The organism is Candidatus Pelagibacter communis, assembly GCF_001179845.1.
GTDB classification, from domain to species: domain Bacteria; phylum Pseudomonadota; class Alphaproteobacteria; order Pelagibacterales; family Pelagibacteraceae; genus Pelagibacter; species Pelagibacter ubique_Q.
Genome location: NZ_CVSB01000029.1, coordinates 1 through 19034 on the forward strand (window position 1 = coordinate 1; position 19034 = coordinate 19034).

18 protein-coding genes and 2 tRNA genes are annotated in these 19034 nt (G+C 30.7%); all 20 read left to right on the top strand.

The window, feature by feature from the left end:
* The coding region (gene clpX, locus AMN81_RS02090; RefSeq protein ID WP_256998204.1) for an ATP-dependent Clp protease ATP-binding subunit ClpX at window positions 1-1155 on the top strand (1155 nt) is incomplete at its 5' end.
* Between the two features lie 60 nt (window positions 1156-1215).
* On the top strand, window positions 1216-3594 hold the full coding sequence (gene lon / locus AMN81_RS02095) for an endopeptidase La (protein WP_072090490.1): 2379 nt from the start codon (window positions 1216-1218) through the stop codon (window positions 3592-3594).
* Window positions 3595-3643: 49 nt separating this feature from the next.
* Window positions 3644-3719: transfer RNA gene (locus AMN81_RS02100), tRNA-Val, on the top strand.
* A gap of 12 nt (window positions 3720-3731) precedes the next feature.
* Window positions 3732-3808: transfer RNA gene (locus AMN81_RS02105), tRNA-Asp, on the top strand.
* An 87-nt stretch (window positions 3809-3895) separates the two neighbouring features.
* Window positions 3896-4264, top strand: a complete 369-nt coding sequence (locus tag AMN81_RS02110) for an NADH-quinone oxidoreductase subunit A (RefSeq protein ID WP_023853928.1) — start codon at window positions 3896-3898, stop codon at window positions 4262-4264.
* A gap of 15 nt (window positions 4265-4279) precedes the next feature.
* Complete coding sequence (locus AMN81_RS02115; protein ID WP_023853927.1) at window positions 4280-4795, top strand: NuoB/complex I 20 kDa subunit family protein; 516 nt, start codon at window positions 4280-4282, stop codon at window positions 4793-4795.
* A gap of 2 nt (window positions 4796-4797) precedes the next feature.
* Window positions 4798-5403, top strand: a complete 606-nt coding sequence (locus tag AMN81_RS02120; RefSeq protein WP_072090491.1) for an NADH-quinone oxidoreductase subunit C — start codon at window positions 4798-4800, stop codon at window positions 5401-5403.
* Complete coding sequence (locus AMN81_RS02125; RefSeq protein WP_218836705.1) at window positions 5387-6562, top strand: NADH-quinone oxidoreductase subunit D; 1176 nt, start codon at window positions 5387-5389, stop codon at window positions 6560-6562. Before AMN81_RS02120 ends, AMN81_RS02125 begins: the two co-directional genes overlap by 17 nt.
* A complete protein-coding gene (gene nuoE, locus AMN81_RS02130; RefSeq protein ID WP_072090493.1) occupies window positions 6559-7167 on the top strand; it encodes an NADH-quinone oxidoreductase subunit NuoE in 609 nt (202 codons plus the stop codon). Before AMN81_RS02125 ends, nuoE begins: the two co-directional genes overlap by 4 nt.
* On the top strand, window positions 7160-8491 hold the full coding sequence (nuoF, locus tag AMN81_RS02135; protein ID WP_023853923.1) for an NADH-quinone oxidoreductase subunit NuoF: 1332 nt from the start codon (window positions 7160-7162) through the stop codon (window positions 8489-8491). The genes nuoE and nuoF overlap by 8 nt, the downstream gene beginning before the upstream one ends.
* The gene (gene nuoG / locus AMN81_RS02140; RefSeq protein ID WP_072090494.1) at window positions 8484-10511 is read left to right on the top strand and encodes an NADH-quinone oxidoreductase subunit NuoG; all 2028 of its coding nucleotides are present in this window, start codon (window positions 8484-8486) and stop codon (window positions 10509-10511) included. The genes nuoF and nuoG overlap by 8 nt, the downstream gene beginning before the upstream one ends.
* 1 nt (window position 10512) lies before the next feature.
* Entirely contained in the window at window positions 10513-11511 is a 999-nt protein-coding gene (gene nuoH, locus AMN81_RS02145) for an NADH-quinone oxidoreductase subunit NuoH (protein ID WP_072090495.1), read from the top strand.
* 2 nt (window positions 11512-11513) lie between these two features.
* Window positions 11514-11999: an NADH-quinone oxidoreductase subunit NuoI gene (gene nuoI / locus AMN81_RS02150; protein WP_072090496.1), complete on the top strand. Its 486-nt coding sequence runs from the start codon at window positions 11514-11516 to the stop codon at window positions 11997-11999.
* Between the two features lie 2 nt (window positions 12000-12001).
* On the top strand, window positions 12002-12634 hold the full coding sequence (locus tag AMN81_RS02155; RefSeq protein ID WP_072090497.1) for an NADH-quinone oxidoreductase subunit J: 633 nt from the start codon (window positions 12002-12004) through the stop codon (window positions 12632-12634).
* On the top strand, window positions 12630-12938 hold the full coding sequence (gene nuoK, locus AMN81_RS02160) for an NADH-quinone oxidoreductase subunit NuoK (protein WP_034390394.1): 309 nt from the start codon (window positions 12630-12632) through the stop codon (window positions 12936-12938). The genes AMN81_RS02155 and nuoK overlap by 5 nt, the downstream gene beginning before the upstream one ends.
* A 2-nt stretch (window positions 12939-12940) precedes the next feature.
* Window positions 12941-14851, top strand: a complete 1911-nt coding sequence (nuoL, locus tag AMN81_RS02165) for an NADH-quinone oxidoreductase subunit L (protein WP_072090498.1) — start codon at window positions 12941-12943, stop codon at window positions 14849-14851.
* Window positions 14851-16332: an NADH-quinone oxidoreductase subunit M gene (locus AMN81_RS02170; protein ID WP_072090499.1), complete on the top strand. Its 1482-nt coding sequence runs from the start codon at window positions 14851-14853 to the stop codon at window positions 16330-16332. Before nuoL ends, AMN81_RS02170 begins: the two co-directional genes overlap by 1 nt.
* A gap of 1 nt (window position 16333) precedes the next feature.
* Entirely contained in the window at window positions 16334-17752 is a 1419-nt protein-coding gene (gene nuoN, locus AMN81_RS02175; RefSeq protein WP_072090500.1) for an NADH-quinone oxidoreductase subunit NuoN, read from the top strand.
* A complete protein-coding gene (locus AMN81_RS02180) occupies window positions 17752-18285 on the top strand; it encodes a biotin--[acetyl-CoA-carboxylase] ligase (protein WP_072090501.1) in 534 nt (177 codons plus the stop codon). The genes nuoN and AMN81_RS02180 overlap by 1 nt, the downstream gene beginning before the upstream one ends.
* A gap of 2 nt (window positions 18286-18287) precedes the next feature.
* A complete protein-coding gene (locus AMN81_RS02185; protein ID WP_072090502.1) occupies window positions 18288-19034 on the top strand; it encodes a type III pantothenate kinase in 747 nt (248 codons plus the stop codon).

Below are 19034 nucleotides of genomic sequence, written 5' to 3' on the forward strand. Positions count from 1 at the left end.
CTATGTATGGACATAATTAAAGAAGAGAGCAAAGATACTTTTGTAAAACATCAAGATGGTCTTCCATCCCCGAAGGAAATTTGTTCAGTATTAGATGATTATGTAATTGGTCAAGCTCATGCAAAGAAAGTATTATCTGTTGCAGTACACAATCATTACAAAAGATTAAATTATGAAAGCAAAACAAGTAAAAATGTTGAGCTATCTAAATCCAATATACTTTTAGTGGGTCCCACAGGTTGTGGAAAAACATTGCTTGCACAAACCCTTGCTAGAATTCTAGACGTTCCATTTACAATGGCTGATGCAACTACTCTAACAGAAGCAGGTTATGTTGGAGAGGATGTTGAAAATATTATTTTAAAATTGTTGCAAGCATCTGACTATAATGTTGAAAAAGCTCAAAGAGGAATAGTTTATATTGATGAGGTTGATAAAATAAGCAGAAAATCTGAAAACCCATCGATTACAAGAGATGTTTCTGGTGAAGGTGTTCAGCAAGCTCTTCTTAAAATAATGGAAGGTACAGTCGCAAGTGTTCCACCTCAAGGAGGTAGAAAACATCCTCAACAAGAATTTTTACAAGTAGATACAACAAATATTTTGTTTATTTGTGGTGGTGCTTTTGCAGGACTTGATAAAATTATTTCTCAAAGAGACAAGGGAACATCAATTGGTTTTGGTGCAGATGTTAAAAATACTCAAGATAAGAAAACTGGTGAATGGATGAAAGGTTTAGAGCCAGAAGATTTATTAAAATTTGGATTAATTCCAGAATTTATTGGAAGACTTCCAATGATTGCAACACTTGAAGATTTAGATGAAAAATCTTTAATAAAAATATTACAAGAACCCAAAAATTCTTTAACAAAGCAATATCAAGAGCTGTTTAAATTGGATGGTGCTAAACTAACATTTAAAGAAAATGCCCTAAAAGAAATAGCGCAAAAAGCTATTAGCAAAAAAACTGGAGCAAGAGGTTTAAGATCGATTCTAGAAAACATTTTATTGAAAACAATGTACGATCTTCCGAGTCAAGATAATATTGAAGAAGTTATTGTTGATGCTGGTGCTGCAAAAGGACAATCGCAACCAATCTTAGTTCATGCTAAAGGTGACAATAAATCTAAGTCAAATAAGACTACAGCGGCTTAATATCCTTAATAAGTAATAAATACCTATTGCATTATAAAATATAATATCCATATTATTCGTATGGACGTCAAAATTTCACTGCCCTTACTCCCATTGAGAGACATTGTAGTCTTTCCAAGTATGGTGATCCCTTTATTTGTAGGAAGAGATAAATCTATTTCAGCACTTAATGAAGTGATGAAAAAAGATAAAAAAATTATTTTAGTAACTCAAAAAAATTCAGAAATTGACGATCCTAAAAAAACAGACGTATTTATGTATGGTTGTGAAGGAAGCATTTTACAACTATTAAAGCTTCCTGACGGAACTGTTAAAGTTTTAGTTGAAGGTATTAAAAGAGTAAAAATTTTAGACTTTAAGGATAACGAAAAGTTTATAACATGTGATTACACACACTATAACGATGTTTCACCTAAAGATGAGGATTTATTTCCTTTAGCTGCTACAGCTTTAAGAAGATTAGAAAAATTAACATCTATAAATAAAAAAATTTCTAATGAAACCATAAATACAATTAAACAATTAAAAGACCCTTCGCAAATTGCAGATAATATTGCATCTCATATAACAGCTACTATTTCTGAAAAACAGCAAATTTTTGAAACAGTCGATGTAAAGAAAAGATTAAACGCCATTATTAAAATAATGGAAAATGAAACGAGTATTATTGGTGTTGAAAAAAGAATTAGGGGCAGAGTTAAAACCCAGATGGAAAAAACACAAAGAGAGTATTATTTAAATGAGCAACTTAAAGCTATTCAAAAAGAACTTGGTGAAATCGAAGATGGTAAAGATGAAACAACTAGTCTAAATAAAGCAATTACAAAAGCAAAGATGCCAAAAGAGGTAGAGAAGAAATGCTTACAAGAATTAAAGAAATTAAAAAATATGAGTCCGATGTCTGCAGAGGCAACAGTTGTGAGAAATTATTTAGATTGGATGACTGAACTGCCATGGCATAAAAAAAGCGAAGTAGATATAGATTTAAAGAAAGCTCTAGATATTCTTGATAAAGACCACTTTGGATTAGAAAAAGTTAAAGAGAGAATAATAGAATTTTTAGCGGTTCAAAAAAGAATGGAAAAAATTAAAGGACCAATTTTATGTTTAGTTGGACCTCCAGGTGTTGGAAAAACTTCTTTAGGAAAATCAATTGCAAAAGCTACAAATAGGGAATTTGTTAGAATGTCAGTTGGTGGAATGAGAGATGAAGCAGAAATACGTGGACACAGAAGAACATATATCGGATCTCTCCCAGGTAAAATTATTCAGATGATGAAAAAAGCAGGGACTAAAAATCCGTTAATTTTGTTAGATGAAATAGATAAAATAGGAAATGATTATAGAGGTGATCCATCTTCAGCTTTACTAGAAGCCTTAGATCCTGAACAGAATACAACATTCAATGATCATTATTTAGAAGTTGATTATGATTTATCAGATGTGATGTTTGTAACAACTGCTAATACTTTAAATATTTTACCTCCTTTGCTGGATAGAATGGAAGTAATTAGATTGGCAGGTTACACAGAAGATGAAAAAATTAGTATCGCAAACAAATATTTATTACCAAAACAAATTAAAGATAACGGCGTTAAAGAAAAAGAAATGAAGCTGGATGATGATATTATAAAAGAAGTCATTAGAGGATATACAAAAGAGTCAGGTGTAAGAAATCTAGAAAGAGAAATTTCTAAACTAGCAAGAAAGGTTGTTAAAAAAATCGTAGCTGGTGAAGAAAAAGAAGTTGGAATTAATAATAAAAATTTAGCTGATTTTTTAGGTGTTCCTAAATTTAATTTTGGAGAATTAGAGACTGAGAATAGAGTAGGTATAGTAACAGGATTAGCTTGGACTGAGTATGGTGGAGAAATTTTAAAAATTGAGACTGTTACAATGCCAGGAAAAGGAAGAATGCAAATTACCGGTAAATTAGGTGATGTCATGCAAGAATCTGTTAAAGCCGCAAAATCTTTTGTAAGATCAAAATGTTTAGAATATGGAATTATTCCTCCTATTTTTGAGAAAAAAGATTTTCATATCCATGTTCCTGAAGGAGCAACACCAAAAGACGGTCCATCAGCTGGTATCGGCATGGTAACTTCAATTGTTTCATCGATAACAAACATTCCTGTAAGAAAAGATGTTGCTATGACCGGTGAAGTAACTTTAACAGGCCAAGTATTGCCAATTGGTGGTTTGAAAGAAAAATTATTAGCAGCGCACAGAGCTGGAATAAAAGAAGTTTTAATTCCTAAAGAAAACGAAAAAGATCTAGTTGATATGCCTAAGAAAATTATAGATGATATAAAAATCACGCCTGTTGAATATGCTGATCAGGTTATAAAAATAGCTTTGACAAAAGAACTTAAACCAACAGAGTGGGTTGAGGTCGATATGTCTAAAAAAGACGATAAATCTCAAGCTAGTATTCAATAATAATTAATTTACATTATATAAGTGTTGATGTAATAAGTAGCCTTGTTTTGGGCGGTTAGCTCAGTTGGTAGAGCATCTCGTTTACACCGAGGGGGTCAAAGGTTCGAGTCCTTTACTGCCCACCAAAACTTCAAAGTGGGGGTGTAGCTCAGTTGGTTAGAGCGATCGCCTGTCACGCGATAGGTCGAGGGTTCGAGTCCCTTCACTCCCGCCACTTTTTCGCATTTTTCGATGTTAATATTAATAAAAATGTGACGTATCAGCCCTTCAACAACAGATAAAAACTGATATATAGATTTCCATGTTATCTGATTTTTTAAAAGATTACCTACCAATAATAATATTTTTAGTTTTAGCTCTTGGGTTAAGTTGTGCTTTTGTGGTTGTAAACTTTATTCTATCACCTAAAAAACCTGATCCTGAAAAACTTTCAGCTTATGAGTGTGGTTTTGAACCTTTCGAGGATTCAAGAATGGAATTTGATGTGAGATTTTATTTAGTTGCAATTCTATTTATTATTTTTGATTTAGAGATAGCATTTTTATTTCCATGGGCAATATCTCTTGGAAATATTGGATTATTAGGTTTTTCATCAATGATGATTTTTTTGTTCATTCTTACAATAGGTTTTATTTATGAATGGAAAAAAGGTGCTTTAGACTGGGAATAAAAATTATAAACCACAATGAATAATAAAATAGATCAAGTTCCTGAGGAATTTAAACAACTTGCAGAAGATTTTAGTAAGAATGGTTTTATAACTACATCACTTGATAATTTAATTAACTGGTCAAGATCAGGATCACTTCATTGGATGACTTTTGGATTAGCTTGTTGTGCCGTAGAAATGATGCAAACAGCTATGCCGAGATATGATTTAGAAAGATTTGGAGCAGCTCCAAGGGGTTCCCCTAGACAATCAGATGTTATGATAGTTGCAGGAACTTTAACAAATAAAATGGCGCCAGCTTTAAGAAAAGTTTACGACCAGATGCCTGAACCAAGATATGTGATTTCAATGGGTAGTTGCGCAAATGGAGGTGGATATTATCATTATTCATATTCAGTTGTTAGAGGTTGTGATCGAATTGTTCCAGTAGATGTTTATGTGCCAGGATGTCCTCCATCAGCAGAAGCACTGTTATATGGAATACTGCAACTACAAAAAAAAATTAGAAAAAAAGGATCTTTTATTAGATAGTTATGAAAAGTTTAGAAGATCTAGAAAAAAAAATTAATTCTGAGTTAACTACCAAAATTAACAACACAGAAATTAAACATAACCAAATTTATATTGAAACAGATAAGGAAGACATTATTGATGTCGCTATTTTTTTAAAAACAAATCAAGATACTAAATTTAGGCAACTAATAGATTTAACAGTAGTTGACTACCCAGAACAAAATCAAAGGTTTGAGGTAGTATACTTGTTTTTAAGCCATGAATTTAATCAAAGATTGATTGTAAAATATTCAATTGCTGAAAATGAAGTTATTCCGTCATTAACTAGTATTTTTCCATCAGCAAACTGGATGGAGAGAGAGGTTTTTGATATGTATGGGGTATCTTTCAAGGATCATCCAGATCTTAGAAGAATACTAACTGATTATGGATTTGAAGGCCATCCATTAAGAAAAGATTTTCCTTTAACGGGTCACTCAGAAGTTAGATATAGCGAAGATCAAAAAAAAGTGATTAGCGAACCAGTAAAGCTTGAACAAAATTATAGAAATTTCGATTACGAAAGTCCTTGGGAAGGAACAAAATACATTAAAGAAGAAATTGAGAATAATGACAAAAAAAATTAAAAATTTAAATTTAAATTTTGGCCCTCAACATCCTGCAGCCCATGGTGTTCTTAGATTAATTCTAGAGCTTGATGGAGAGGTGGTAGAGAAGGCAGATCCTCACATCGGTTTACTTCATAGAGGAACAGAAAAACTCATAGAAAACAAAACTTATATGCAGGCAGTTCCTTATTTTGATCGATTAGATTATGTCGCTCCAATGAATCAGGAACATGCTTTCGCACTAGCTGTCGAAAAAATACTTAAAATAGATGTACCAATTAGAGCGCAATACATAAGAGTTATATTTTGCGAAATTGGGAGAATCTTAAGTCATATTTTAAACGTTACAACTCAAGCTCTTGATGTAGGAGCATTAACACCTTCTCTTTGGGGTTTCGAGGAAAGGGAAACTCTAATGACATTTTATGAGAGAGCTTCAGGGTCAAGACTTCATGCAAATTATTTTAGAGCAGGAGGTGTTCATCAAGATTTGCCAAAAGGTTTAGAAGAAGATATTGCAAAATTTTGTGAAACGTTTCCGAAAATAATTAACGATTTAGAAAGTTTGTTAACTGATAATAGAATTTTTAAACAAAGAAATGTCGATATAGGAGTAGTTACAAAAGAAGATGCATTAGATTATTCTTTTTCAGGAGTTATGATTAGAGGCTCAGGAGTTCCATGGGATTTAAGAAAATCTCAACCTTATGATTGTTATGAAAGTTTAGATTTTAAAATTCCAGTTGGAAAAAACGGAGATTGTTACGATAGGTATTTATGTAGAATTGAGGAAATGAAAGAAAGTGTTTCAATTATCAAACAATGTCTTGCTAAAATGGAAAAGGGTCCAATTAAATCATTAGACGGTAAGATTAGCCCTCCACCTAAGGCAGAAATTAAACAATCAATGGAAGCTTTAATACATCATTTTAAACTTTTCACAGAGGGATACAGAGTTCCAAAAGATGAAATTTATACTGCTGTTGAGGCACCAAAAGGAGAATTTGGTGTTTACTTGATATCTGACGGATCAAGCAAACCTTACAAATGTAAAATAAGAGCACCAGGATTTTCACATTTACAATCGATGGATTATTTAATTAAAGGTCATATGCTAGCAGATGTTCCTGCGGTATTAGGTTCTTTAGATATTGTTTTTGGTGAGGTAGACAGATGAGCTTAAGAAGACCCGCTAAAGATCAACCAGAAAGTTTTGAATTTAATGCTTCATCATTAGAAGCAGCAAAAGTTATTGTAGCAAAATATCCTGAAGGTAAACAACAAAGTGCTGTAATGGCTTTACTTTATATTGCTCAAAAGCAAAATAATAATTGGATACCATTAGCTGCAATGAAGTACATCGCTAAGTTTTTAGATATGCCTTATATTAAAGTTTATGAGGTAGCCACTTTTTATACAATGTATAATTTAGCTCCTGTAGGCAAATACTTTGTTCAAGTATGCACCACAACACCATGTATGATAAGAGGTGCAAATCAATTAGTTGAGGCTTGTAAAGAAAAAATTTCTGAAAACGAATGTGAATTATCAAATGATAAAAGCTGTTCTTGGATGGAAGTTGAATGTTTGGGGGCATGTGTCAATGCTCCAATGATGCAAATTAATGATGACTATTATGAAGATTTAGATAAACAAAAAACTTTAGATATTTTAGATAAAATTTTAAATGGAGAAACCCCAAAACCTGGTTCGTATAGAGGAAGAGTTAATAATGAACCAGAAAATAACAGGAAAACCTTAATGGATTTAAAAAATGCTTAAAGATCAAGATAGAATTTTTCAGAATTTATATAATGACAAAGGCTCAGATGTATCTTCATCACAAGAGAGAGGTGATTGGGTAAATACAAAAGAAATTACTGACAAAGGAAGAGACTGGATAATTAATGAAATTAAAGAATCTCAACTAAGAGGTCGAGGTGGCGCAGGATTTCCTACTGGTTTAAAATGGTCATTTGCGCCAAAAGAAGTTGGATCTAGGCCACATTACTTAGTTATTAACGGCGATGAGTCTGAACCAGGAACTTGCAAAGATAGAGACATTTTAAGATTTGAACCTCACAAATTAATAGAAGGTTGTTTAATAGCATCTTATGCAGTGCAAGCACATGTTTGTTATATTTACATAAGAGGAGAATATTTTGTTGATGGTCAAAAACTTCAAGCAGCAATAGATGAAGCTTATGAAAAAAAATTGTTAGGTAAAAATGCAGCTGGTACAGGATGGGATTTAGATATTTATATTCATTACGGAGCTGGTGCATATATTTGTGGTGAAGAGACTGCACTACTTGAAAGTTTAGAAGGTAAAAAAGGTCAACCTAGATTAAAACCACCTTTCCCGGCTTTGATAGGCCTGTATGGATGTCCTACAATAATTAATAATGTTGAGACAATTGCAGTGGTTCCAACTATTTTAAGAAGAGGAGCCAAGTGGTTTGCTTCTTTAGGAAGAGAAAAAAATACTGGAACCAAAATTTTTTGTATTTCTGGAAATGTAAACAATCCTTGTAATGTTGAAGAAGAAATGAGTATTCCTTTAAAAGAATTAATAGAAGTTCATGCTGGAGGTGTAATTGGTGGATGGGAAAATTTGCAGGCTGTGATACCTGGAGGTTCTTCAATGCCACTAATACCGAAAGAAAGGTGTGAAACTTTAAAAATGGACTTTGATGCATGTGTTGAAGAAAAAAGTGGACTTGGTACAGCTGGTATTGTGGTTATTAACAAAGATCAGGACATAATTAAATGTATGGCAAGGATTGCAAGATTTTACAAACATGAGAGTTGTGGTCAATGTACACCTTGTAGAGAAGGTTCTGGTTGGATGTGGAGAATGCTTGAAAGAATGGCAAAAGGTGATGCAACGAAGGATGAAGTAGATATGTTAGGTGATGTTACAAATCAAATTGCAGGACATACTATTTGTGCTTTTGGAGAAGGCTCATCATGGCCAGTTCAAGGATTGCTTAGACACTTTAAAAAAGAAATTGAGAAAAGAAACAATTTGGATCCTATTGTTCAAAAGAAAAACAATATTCCATATTTGGTAGATCAACATTTATTGGATAAAAAAAATGCTTAAATTAAAAGTAAATGAAATAGAAGTAGAAGTCGAAGAAGGTTTAACTGTACTTCAAGCTTGCGAAAAAGCTGGAGTTGAAATTCCAAGATTTTGTTACCATGAAAAATTATCTATCGCAGGTAACTGCAGAATGTGTTTAGTTGAAATGGAAAAATCTCCTAAACCAATTGCTTCATGTGCTATGCCAGCTGCTGAGGGCATGAATATTAAAACAAATACTGCTTTAGTAGAAAAAGCTCGTAAGGGAGTGATGGAATTTTTATTAGCTAACCATCCCCTAGATTGTCCAGTATGTGATCAAGGTGGTGAATGCGATCTTCAAGATCAATCAATGTACTATGGAGTAGACAAATCAAGATTTAAAGAAAATAAAAGAGCTGTTCCTGAAAAAAATATGGGACCTTTAATTAAAACTCAAATGACAAGATGTATTCACTGTACGAGATGTGTGAGATTTGCAACGGAAGTTGCTGGAGTTCCAGAGCTTGGTGCTATTGGAAGAGGTGAAGATATGCAAATTACAACTTATCTAGAGCAATCAATGCAATCCGAATTGTCTGCAAACGTTGTAGATTTATGTCCTGTAGGAGCCCTAACTTCAAAACCTTATGTATTCGAAGCTAGACCATGGGAACTAAAAAAAACTGAAACAATTGATGTAATGGATGCAATTGGATCAAATGTCAGAGTAGATACATATGATTGGGAAGTCAAAAGAGTACTTCCAATTATTAATGAAGATATCAATGAGGAATGGATCTCAGACAAAACAAGATATGCTTGCGATGGTCTTCTACATCAAAGGTTAGATACTCCATTTATCAAATACAATGGTAAATTTGAAAAGGCCTCATGGGATGAAGTGTATAAAATAATTAAATCTAAATTTGAAAACACATCTAAAGAAAAAATATGTGGTTTTGTTGGTGATTTAACCAATATGGAGACTAGTTATATTTTTAAAGAATTTTTTGATCGAACAATTGATACTAAAAATTACGAGTCAAGATCTGATAATAGATTTATAAATACTTCAAAAAGAGAAAACTATTTATTTAATTCTTCTATAAATGGTATTGAAGAAGCAGATTTAATTTTTATAGCAGGTGCAAACCCAAGATATGAAGCAACTATTTTAAATGCTAGAATTAGAAAAGCTTATTTAAACAACAATACAAAAATAATTTCACTTAATGATGTTGGTGATTTAACTTATCCTTATCAAAGTTTAGATGGTCAAACTCAAACTTTAAATAATATTCTTGAAGGAAATCATGACATATCTAAAGAAATTGTTAATTCAAAAAAACCAATAATTATCATTGGTGAGTCTCTACTTAGATTGAAGTCTTCAGAATTTTTATTTAATAAAACAAAAGAATTTTTATTAAAAAATAATAAAATTTCAGATGAATGGAACTCTTTAAATATTTTATCAACTGATGCAGCAACAGTAGGAAATATTGATCTTGGAATAATTAATAATGAAAATAATTTAATAAGTGATTTAAAAGAACATAAATTTGATATTGTTTATCTTATAGGTCAAGACAATTTAGAATTTGATAAAAAAAATGAATTCATAATTTATCAAGGTAGTCATGGTGACAAAGGTGCTGAATCTGCTGATATTATTTTACCAGGCGCTGCTTATACTGAACAAGACGGATACTATACTAATTTAGAAGGGAAAGTCCAAAAAGCTTTCAAAGCATCATATCCCCCTGGTGAAGCAAAAGAAGATTGGCAAATAATTAATGAATTAGCTGAATTTATGAATAATAGAAAATTATTTAATGACAGAGATGAATTAGAAAGTAGCATGTTTAATTATTTAAATTTGCAAAAAGAAAAACAAGTGGATGACCAAAATAATTCTCCTAAAGAATTTCAAAATGAAAATTTAACAATTAACGTAAAAGATTATTATTTTTCAAACGTTATTGCCAGATCATCAAAAACAATGGTTGAATGTAATAATTCTAAATTAAATTTAAAATCAACAGGTACAGAAGGTTAATATGGAATACTTGAGTATAGTTTTTCAAGAAGTTTATAAGATTTTATTTTTATTAGTTCCTGTTCTTGTTTCAGTGGCAATGATAGTTTGGCTTGATAGAAGGGTTTGGGCTTTTGTTCAAAAAAGACAAGGGCCTAATGTTGTTGGTCCATTTGGCTTATTACAATCATTAGCTGATGCTTTAAAATATATATTTAAAGAAATCATTATTCCATCTAGTTCGAATAAAGTAATTTTTATACTGGCTCCTATAGTCACTATGACTTTAGCTTTAATCGCTTGGGCTGTAATCCCTTTTAGTGCAACACAGGTTTTAGCTGATATTAATGTTGGAATTCTTTACTTATTTGCTGTTTCTTCATTAGGAGTCTATGGAATAATAATGGGTGGATGGGCCTCAAATTCCAAGTATCCTTTTCTTGGAGCAATTCGTTCTGCAGCACAAATGGTATCTTATGAAGTTTCAATTGGGGTAATAATTATAAATGTTTTACTTTGTGTGGGTTCGTTGAATTTAAACGACATCGTGATTGCTCAACAAAATATGTGGTTTGTAATTCCATTATTTCCAATGTTTGTAATCTTCTTTATTTCTGCTTTAGCTGAAACTAATAGACCACCTTTTGATTTACCAGAGGCAGAGGCAGAATTGGTTGCAGGGTACCAAACAGAATATTCAGGAATGATGTATGCAATGTTTTGGTTAGGCGAGTATGCAAATATTTTATTAATGTGTGCAATGGGAGCAATACTATTTTTAGGTGGCTGGATGTCCCCAATTGATGTTTATCCATTTACGTTAGTACCAGGTGCAATATGGTTAATATTAAAAATTCTTCTTTTATTCATCCTTTTTGCTTTAGTTAAGGCGATAGTACCTAGATACAGATACGATCAATTAATGAGACTTGGTTGGAAAGTTTTCCTTCCTCTTTCTTTAACTTGGGTGGTATTAACGGCTAGCTATTTATTTTATTTTAACCTTTTACCAGTAAATTAATTATGAATATTTCAAGATTTTTTAAAACAATATTGATGACAGACTTTATTGGTGGATTGTTTATTGCTATTAAAGAATTATTTAAACCAAAAAAAACAATTAATTACCCTTTTGAAAAAGGTAAAATAAGTCCTCGTTTTAGAGGTGAGCATGCTTTGAGAAGATATCCTAACGGAGAAGAAAGATGTATCGCTTGTAAATTATGTGAAGCAGTGTGTCCAGCTCAGGCAATAACTATCGAGTCAGCTGAAAGAGAAGATGGAAGTAGAAAAACAACTCGTTACGATATTGATATGATGAAGTGTATTTATTGTGGTTTATGTGAAGAAGCTTGTCCAGTAGATGCAATAGTCCAAGGTCCAAATTTTGAATTTTCAACAGAAACAAGAGAAGAACTTTATTACACAAAAGAAAAATTATTAGATAATGGTGATAGATGGGAGAATGTTTTGGAGGCAAATATTAAAGCTGACAATATCCATAGATAAAAATGATTGCACACGCTATTTTCTTTTATACATTTTCAATAATTGCTGTTGTTTCAGCTATAATGGTAACCGCTTCTAAAAATACTGTTCACTCAGTATTTTTCTTAATTCTTGATTTCATAAGTATCTCTTGTCTTTTCATAATGATTGGTGCTGAATTTTTGGGAATGATAATGCTAATTGTTTATGTTGGTGCTGTAGCAGTTTTATTTTTGTTTGTTGTTATGATGTTAAACGTGGCCCAACAAAAAAATCAATGGTTTGCAGGTCAAGCAACCTCTAAACATATCCCAGTTGGTTTAATTATAAGTACTTTAATTTTCTTTGAAATTATAATTGTGATAGGTGGCTGGAAATATAAACCAGAAATTTTTGATATTAACAATTCACTTGCCAATACAAGTGTAAGCAACACTCATTCATTGGGCCAAATTTTATACACTGATTATATTCATGTGTTTCAAATAAGTGGAATGATCCTATTAGTAGCTATGGTTGGGGCTATTGTATTAACATTTAGACAAAGATCAGGTCTTAAAAGACAAAGTTATATCAAGCAAATTTCTAGAGAAAGAACCGAAGGTGTTGAGGTGCTAGAAGTTCAGAGCAATAAAGGAGTTAAAATAGATGATTGATATAGGTTTAGGACATTATTTGACTTTAGGTGCTGTTATTTTTTCAATTGGAGTAATTGGTATTTTTCTTAATAGAAAGAACATCATTGTTATATTAATGAGTATTGAATTGATATTGCTTGCTGTAAATATCAATTTAGTAGCTTTTTCTATTTATTTGGGAGATTTGGCAGGACAAGTCTTTACTTTATTTATTCTAACTGTTGCAGCAGCAGAAGCAGCCATAGGATTAGCAATAATTGTCGTGTATTTCAGAAACTCTGGAACAATACGAGTTGAAGAAATAGATAAGCTGAAAGGATAATCATGGAACTATCAATTATATTTCTTCCACTTATTGCTTCTATAATCTCTGGTTTTTTTGGAAGATATATCGGCGATAGAAACTCTGAAATATTAACAAGTGCTCTAGTTTCAATTTCTGCACTTTTATCAATTTATGTTTTTTACCAAGTAATTGTAAATCAATACGAAGAAAATATTGTTATAGCTACCTGGATAAGCTCTGGGTCACTTGATGTAAATTGGTCAATGTTAATTGATCCTTTATCATCAGTGATGTTAGTAGTTGTAACTTCTGTATCTTCTTTAGTGCATATTTATTCAATTGGTTACATGTCTCATGATCCTCATAAGCCAAGATTTATGGCTTATTTATCATTATTCACTTTTGCAATGTTGATGCTTGTAACATCAGATAATTTCATTCAACTATTTTTTGGTTGGGAAGGTGTTGGTCTTTGTTCTTACTTTCTAATTGGTTTTTGGTTTAAAAAAGAAAGTGCAAATGCTGCAGCCATAAAAGCATTTGTTGTAAATAGAGTAGGTGATTTTGGTTTTGCTTTAGGAATTTTTTTAATATTTTATTTATTTGGAACTGTTAATTACTCAGATGTTTTTCAACAAATTCCAACAGTTGTAGATAAAAATTTATCATTTTTAGGTTTTGAAGTTAAAGCAATCGACTTAGTTTGTTTACTTTTATTTATTGGAGCAATGGGTAAATCTGCGCAAATTTTACTTCATACATGGCTACCTGATGCTATGGAAGGTCCAACACCTGTTTCTGCATTAATTCATGCAGCAACGATGGTAACAGCTGGTGTTTTCTTAGTTGTAAGATGTTCTCCAATTTATGAATATTCACCATTAATACTAAATGTTATAACTATCGTTGGAATGACTACTGCATTCTTTGCAGCAACGGTTGCTCTAGTTCAAACAGATATAAAAAAAATTATTGCTTATTCTACCTGTAGTCAACTTGGTTATATGTTTTTTGCAGCTGGAGTAGGTGCATATAATGTTGCTATGTTTCACTTATTTACTCATGCATTTTTCAAAGCTTTATTATTTTTAGGATCTGGTTCAGTAATCCACGCATTTAAGGATGAGCAAAATATTAATAACATGGGAGGTGTGTGGAAAAAGTTACCATATACCTATGCTTTAATGATAATAGGAACGCTTGCTTTAACAGGTTTTCCATTTTTATCAGGATTTTATTCTAAAGACGCAATTATAGAATTTGCGTATTTAAAAGGTAATACTACTGGTTATTATGCAGCTGGAATTGGAATAATCACAGCATTTTTAACATCTATTTATTCATGGAGATTGATATTTAAAACTTTCCATGGAGAGTACAATAATAAAGAGATTAAGATAGAGGAAACACACGAGTCTCCATTAGTTATGCTTGTTCCATTATTTATTCTTTCAATAGGAGCTTTGTTTGCTGGTTTTCTATTTAAAGGACTATTTATTGGACATGGTGAAAGTTTATTCTGGGCAGAGTCTATTAAGTTTTTAGAGCCTTTGAGTACTGAGCACCCACCTTTATGGTTTTTACTTTTAACACCGTGTTTGGTTTTATTATCTATTCCAATTGCTTATTACTTATTTGTTAAGAACAAAGAATTACCTAATTCAATAGCTTCAATGAACAAACCTTTGTATAATTTTTTATTAAATAAATGGTACTTTGATGAGTTATATGATGTGTTGTTTATTAAATCTTCAAAAAAACTAGGTATATTTTTATGGAAATTTTGTGATGGAACCATAATTGATGGTTTTGGTCCAGATGGAATTTCCTCTTTCATAAAAAAATGTTCAATTAAAGCAACTAAATTTCAAAGTGGTTTTATCTATCAATATGCATTTGTAATGTTATTAGGTTTCTCTGCTTTACTAACCTTTTTAATAGTTAAATAATGAATTTTCCCATTCTTTCATCTTTAATATTATTGCCAACAGTTGGCGCTTTATTTTTATTTTTTACTAAAGATAAAGAAGGAAATAATTCAACTGCTAAATATGTTGCTTTATTCACGACCATAGTAAATTTTTTAATTTCGATTTATCTGTGGATTTCTTTCGATCAATCTACTTCTAATTTTCAATTTGTAGAAGATAGAACATGGATTGAAGGATTTATTAATTATAAAGTTGGTGTGGATGGTATTTCAATTTTATTTATTATTTTAACTACATTCATAACTCCGTTATGCATTTTATCTGTAAATAATTCTGTCAAAAATAGATTAAGAGATTTTTTAATTGCAATTCTAATCATGGAAAGTTTCATGATTGGTGTTTTTTGTGCACTTGATTTAGTTGTATTCTATTTATTTTTTGAAGCAGGATTAATTCCAATGTTTTTAATTATCGGAATTTGGGGTGGACCAAAAAGAGTTTATTCAGCATTTAAATTCTTTTTATATACATTACTAGGTTCTGTTTTAATGTTAGTTGCAATAATTTCTATTTATTGGATTGCAGGCACAACAGATGTTATTCAGCTTTATGAACTTGGTATAGATGCTAAATATCAAAATCTTTTATGGTTAGCATTCTTCAGCTCTTTTGCAGTCAAAACGCCTATGTGGCCAGTACACACTTGGTTGCCAGACGCTCACGTTGAAGCTCCAACAGCAGGATCTGTATTGTTAGCAGCAATTTTATTAAAGATGGCGGGTTATGGTTTTATCAGATTTTCTCTAGGTTTATTTCCTGTTGCTTCAGAAGTTTTTACACCCTTAATTTACACTTTGAGTGTTATAGCAATTATATTCACTTCTTTCATTGCTCTAATGCAGGAGGATATGAAAAAGTTAATAGCTTATTCCTCTGTTGCTCACATGGGATTTGTAACATTAGGAATATTTACTCTTCAGCAACAAGGAATTGAAGGAAGTATTATTCAAATGATTAGTCATGGTTTAGTTTCAGCTGCACTTTTCTTGTGTGTTGGTGTTGTCTACGATCGGATGCATTCAAGGATGATCAATTCGTATGGAGGAATAGTTACAATAATACCTAAATATTCAATTTTATTTATGTTGTTTACATTGGCAGCATTGGGATTACCGGGGACAAGTGGATTTATAGGAGAATTTTTAATTTTAATGGGTGCTTTCAAGGATAATTTCCTAGTAGCTGTAATTGCTAGTTTAGGAGTAATACTTGGAGCTGCATATATGCTCTGGTTGTACAAAAGAGTTGTTTTTGGGAAGCTAGTTAACGAAGACCTTAAGAAGATGTTTGATTTAAATAGATCGGAATATCTGATTTTATCTTGTCTAGCAGTTCCAACTTTATTCTTCGGATTTTATCCAGATCCTTTGATAAACACTATAGAAGTTTCAGTGACTGATCTAATTAATATGCATAACACAAATATAGCTAGTAAATAATATGGAAAATTTAAATTTAGTATTGCCTGAAATATTTATTTCACTTTCAATAATGTTTTTACTTGTCTTAGGTGTTTTTAAAAAAAATAGTTCAAAAATAACTTTCAATCTATCTTTGTTTGCAATTTTAATTACAGCAATAATAACAATAAACGAAACATTCTCGGTTAGTAGGGAAACTTTGTTTAATGAAAGTGTTGTTATTGACAGCATGTCCTCACTAATGAAAATTATAACTTTAATTGGAGGTTTTTTAGTTTTAGTTATTTCATCAAGCTATTTAAAAACATTTAAAATATATAATATCGAATACCCAGTTCTTATTTTGAGCTCTATTCTTGGTATGATGGTGATGATCAGTTCAAATGATTTAATTGTTTTTTATATGGGCTTAGAATTACAATCACTAGCTCTTTACGTGCTAGCAACATATAATAGAGATCAACTAAAATCATCCGAAGCTGGTTTGAAATATTTTGTTTTGAGTGCATTATCTTCAGGATTGTTATTATATGGATGTTCTTTAGTTTATGGTTTTTCTGGCTCAACCAATTTTGATATAATATCAAATCAATTAAATTCTAATGAATATGTTTTAACATTTGGAATTGTATTTATCTTAGTTGGTTTAGCATTTAAGATTTCTGCAGTTCCATTTCATATGTGGGCACCTGATGTTTACGAAGGGTCACCAACAACTGTAACTTTATTTTTTACAATGGTGCCAAAGGTTGCCGCTTTAACTGTATTTATAAGATTTTTATATGTTCCTTTCCTAAATTTAATTGATCAATGGCAAATGATAATAGTTTTCTTATCAATAGCTTCTATGGTTTTTGGAGCTGTTGCTGCAATAGGCCAAACTAATATTAAAAGACTAATTGCTTATAGCTCTATTGGACATATTGGTTACACATTGGCAGGACTAGCCACAGCTTCGAATGAAGGAATTCAAAGTTCAATAATCTATATTTCAATATATGTAGTTATGAATTTAGCTCTTTTCTCATGTCTACTGATGTTAAGAAGAAAGGATCAATATTATGAGGATATTGAGGACCTCTCAGGATTATCAAAAAACCATCCACTATTATCTTTATGCTTGCTTGTAATACTGTTTTCTTTAGCAGGTATTCCTCCTCTAGCAGGTTTCTTTGCTAAGTTCTATGTTTTTAAAGCTGTATTAGAACAATCAATGTTTTTCTTAGCTATAGTAGGATTGTTATCTACCGTAGTTGCAGCTTTTTATTATTTAAGAATTATAAAAATAATTTACTTTGATAAAGAAAAAGACAAATACGATACGGATCATAGCTTATGGTTAAAATTTTCACTTACAGTTTCAACGATATTAATTCTTTTATACTTCATATTCCCAAGTCAGTTAATAGAAGTTGTTTCAAGAATTAATATTATTTGATGAAATTAAAAAAATTTAAATTTAAAAAAGTTAAAAGCACAAATAATACTGCAATAAGAATTATCAAAGAAACTAATTACAACTTAGGCATGGTTGTTGCTGAAACACAATTAAATGGTAGAGGACAGTATGGAAGAAAATGGATATCATCAAAAGGAAATTTATTTATCTCTTTTTTCAATGAACTAAATAAAACGAAATTATCGATTAATGCTATAACAAAAATCAATTGTCTCTTAGTCAAAAAATTACTCTCGTCATTTACAAGTAAAAAAATTTTATTTAAAAAACCAAACGACTTATTAATTGATAAAAAAAAAATTAGTGGCATTTTACAAGAAGTTATATTTGTAAGAGATAAAAAATTTTTAATTACAGGTATAGGTATAAATATTAAAAAAAATCCAATTATAAGGAATTATCCCGCTACAAACTTGCAAGAGGTAACTAAAAAAAGTATTAGTAAATTAATTGTAGAAAATAAACTAAAACAACTTTTTGAAAAAAATTTATCTAAACTGTATAAAATTTAATAATGTATATTCTTGGTGATATTGGTAATACAGAAACAAAATTATGTATTGTTTCTAAAAATAATAAAATTTTAAAAAAAATTACTTTTTTATCAAAATCTGTAACCAACAAGCAGCTTAATAGTTTATTTAAAAAAAATAAAGTTAAATTAAATAAAATTGAAAAAATATTATTTTGCAGTGTTGTTCCAAAAACATTTTCTATAATTAATAAATTTTTATCGAAAAAAGTTAAACTAAAATGCTATGAGGTTAAAAAATTAAATTTAAAATCACTTATAAAAATCAAAGTAGATTATAAACAAGTAGGCTCAGATAGAATTACTAATGCTATAAGTTTAATGAATAACAAAAATAATTTTATAATTTTAGATTTTGGAACAGCAACAACTTTCGATGTACTAATTAAAAATACTTATTATGGAGGAATTATTGCCCCAGGTGTGAGATTATCTCTTAATACCTTGTCTGACAAAGCAACCTTGATTCCAAAAATAGATTTAAAAAAGATTAATAAAGTCATTGGCAATAATACAATCTCAGCTGTTAGATCGGGCTTTTTTTGGGGTTATGCTGGTTTAATTGACAATATTATTAATTTAATTAAGAAGGAAACTGAAAAATCTTTTAAAGTAATTATTACTGGTGGTTTTTCAGATTTATTTAAAAACTCAATAAAAACGAAAGCAAGTCACAACCAAGATATTACAATTAAAGGCTTAATAAAGATTTCAAAATTAATTAAATAA

What these genes read in the sequence shown, in the direction of transcription:
- nuoG (WP_072090494.1), top strand. Translation starts at nt 8,484, where the DNA reads ATGCTTAAATTAAAAGTAAATGAAATAGAAGTAGAAGTCGAAGAAGGT.
- AMN81_RS02170 (WP_072090499.1), top strand. Translation starts at nt 14,851, where the DNA reads ATGAATTTTCCCATTCTTTCATCTTTAATATTATTGCCAACAGTTGGC.
- lon (WP_072090490.1), top strand. Translation starts at nt 1,216, where the DNA reads ATGGACGTCAAAATTTCACTGCCCTTACTCCCATTGAGAGACATTGTA.
- nuoI (WP_072090496.1), top strand. Translation starts at nt 11,514, where the DNA reads ATGAATATTTCAAGATTTTTTAAAACAATATTGATGACAGACTTTATT.
- nuoN (WP_072090500.1), top strand. Translation starts at nt 16,334, where the DNA reads ATGGAAAATTTAAATTTAGTATTGCCTGAAATATTTATTTCACTTTCA.
- nuoE (WP_072090493.1), top strand. Translation starts at nt 6,559, where the DNA reads ATGAGCTTAAGAAGACCCGCTAAAGATCAACCAGAAAGTTTTGAATTT.
- AMN81_RS02110 (WP_023853928.1), top strand. Translation starts at nt 3,896, where the DNA reads ATGTTATCTGATTTTTTAAAAGATTACCTACCAATAATAATATTTTTA.
- AMN81_RS02155 (WP_072090497.1), top strand. Translation starts at nt 12,002, where the DNA reads ATGATTGCACACGCTATTTTCTTTTATACATTTTCAATAATTGCTGTT.
- nuoL (WP_072090498.1), top strand. Translation starts at nt 12,941, where the DNA reads ATGGAACTATCAATTATATTTCTTCCACTTATTGCTTCTATAATCTCT.
- nuoF (WP_023853923.1), top strand. Translation starts at nt 7,160, where the DNA reads ATGCTTAAAGATCAAGATAGAATTTTTCAGAATTTATATAATGACAAA.
- AMN81_RS02125 (WP_218836705.1), top strand. Translation starts at nt 5,387, where the DNA reads ATGACAAAAAAAATTAAAAATTTAAATTTAAATTTTGGCCCTCAACAT.
- AMN81_RS02120 (WP_072090491.1), top strand. Translation starts at nt 4,798, where the DNA reads ATGAAAAGTTTAGAAGATCTAGAAAAAAAAATTAATTCTGAGTTAACT.
- AMN81_RS02185 (WP_072090502.1), top strand. Translation starts at nt 18,288, where the DNA reads ATGTATATTCTTGGTGATATTGGTAATACAGAAACAAAATTATGTATT.
- AMN81_RS02115 (WP_023853927.1), top strand. Translation starts at nt 4,280, where the DNA reads ATGAATAATAAAATAGATCAAGTTCCTGAGGAATTTAAACAACTTGCA.
- nuoH (WP_072090495.1), top strand. Translation starts at nt 10,513, where the DNA reads ATGGAATACTTGAGTATAGTTTTTCAAGAAGTTTATAAGATTTTATTT.
- AMN81_RS02180 (WP_072090501.1), top strand. Translation starts at nt 17,752, where the DNA reads ATGAAATTAAAAAAATTTAAATTTAAAAAAGTTAAAAGCACAAATAAT.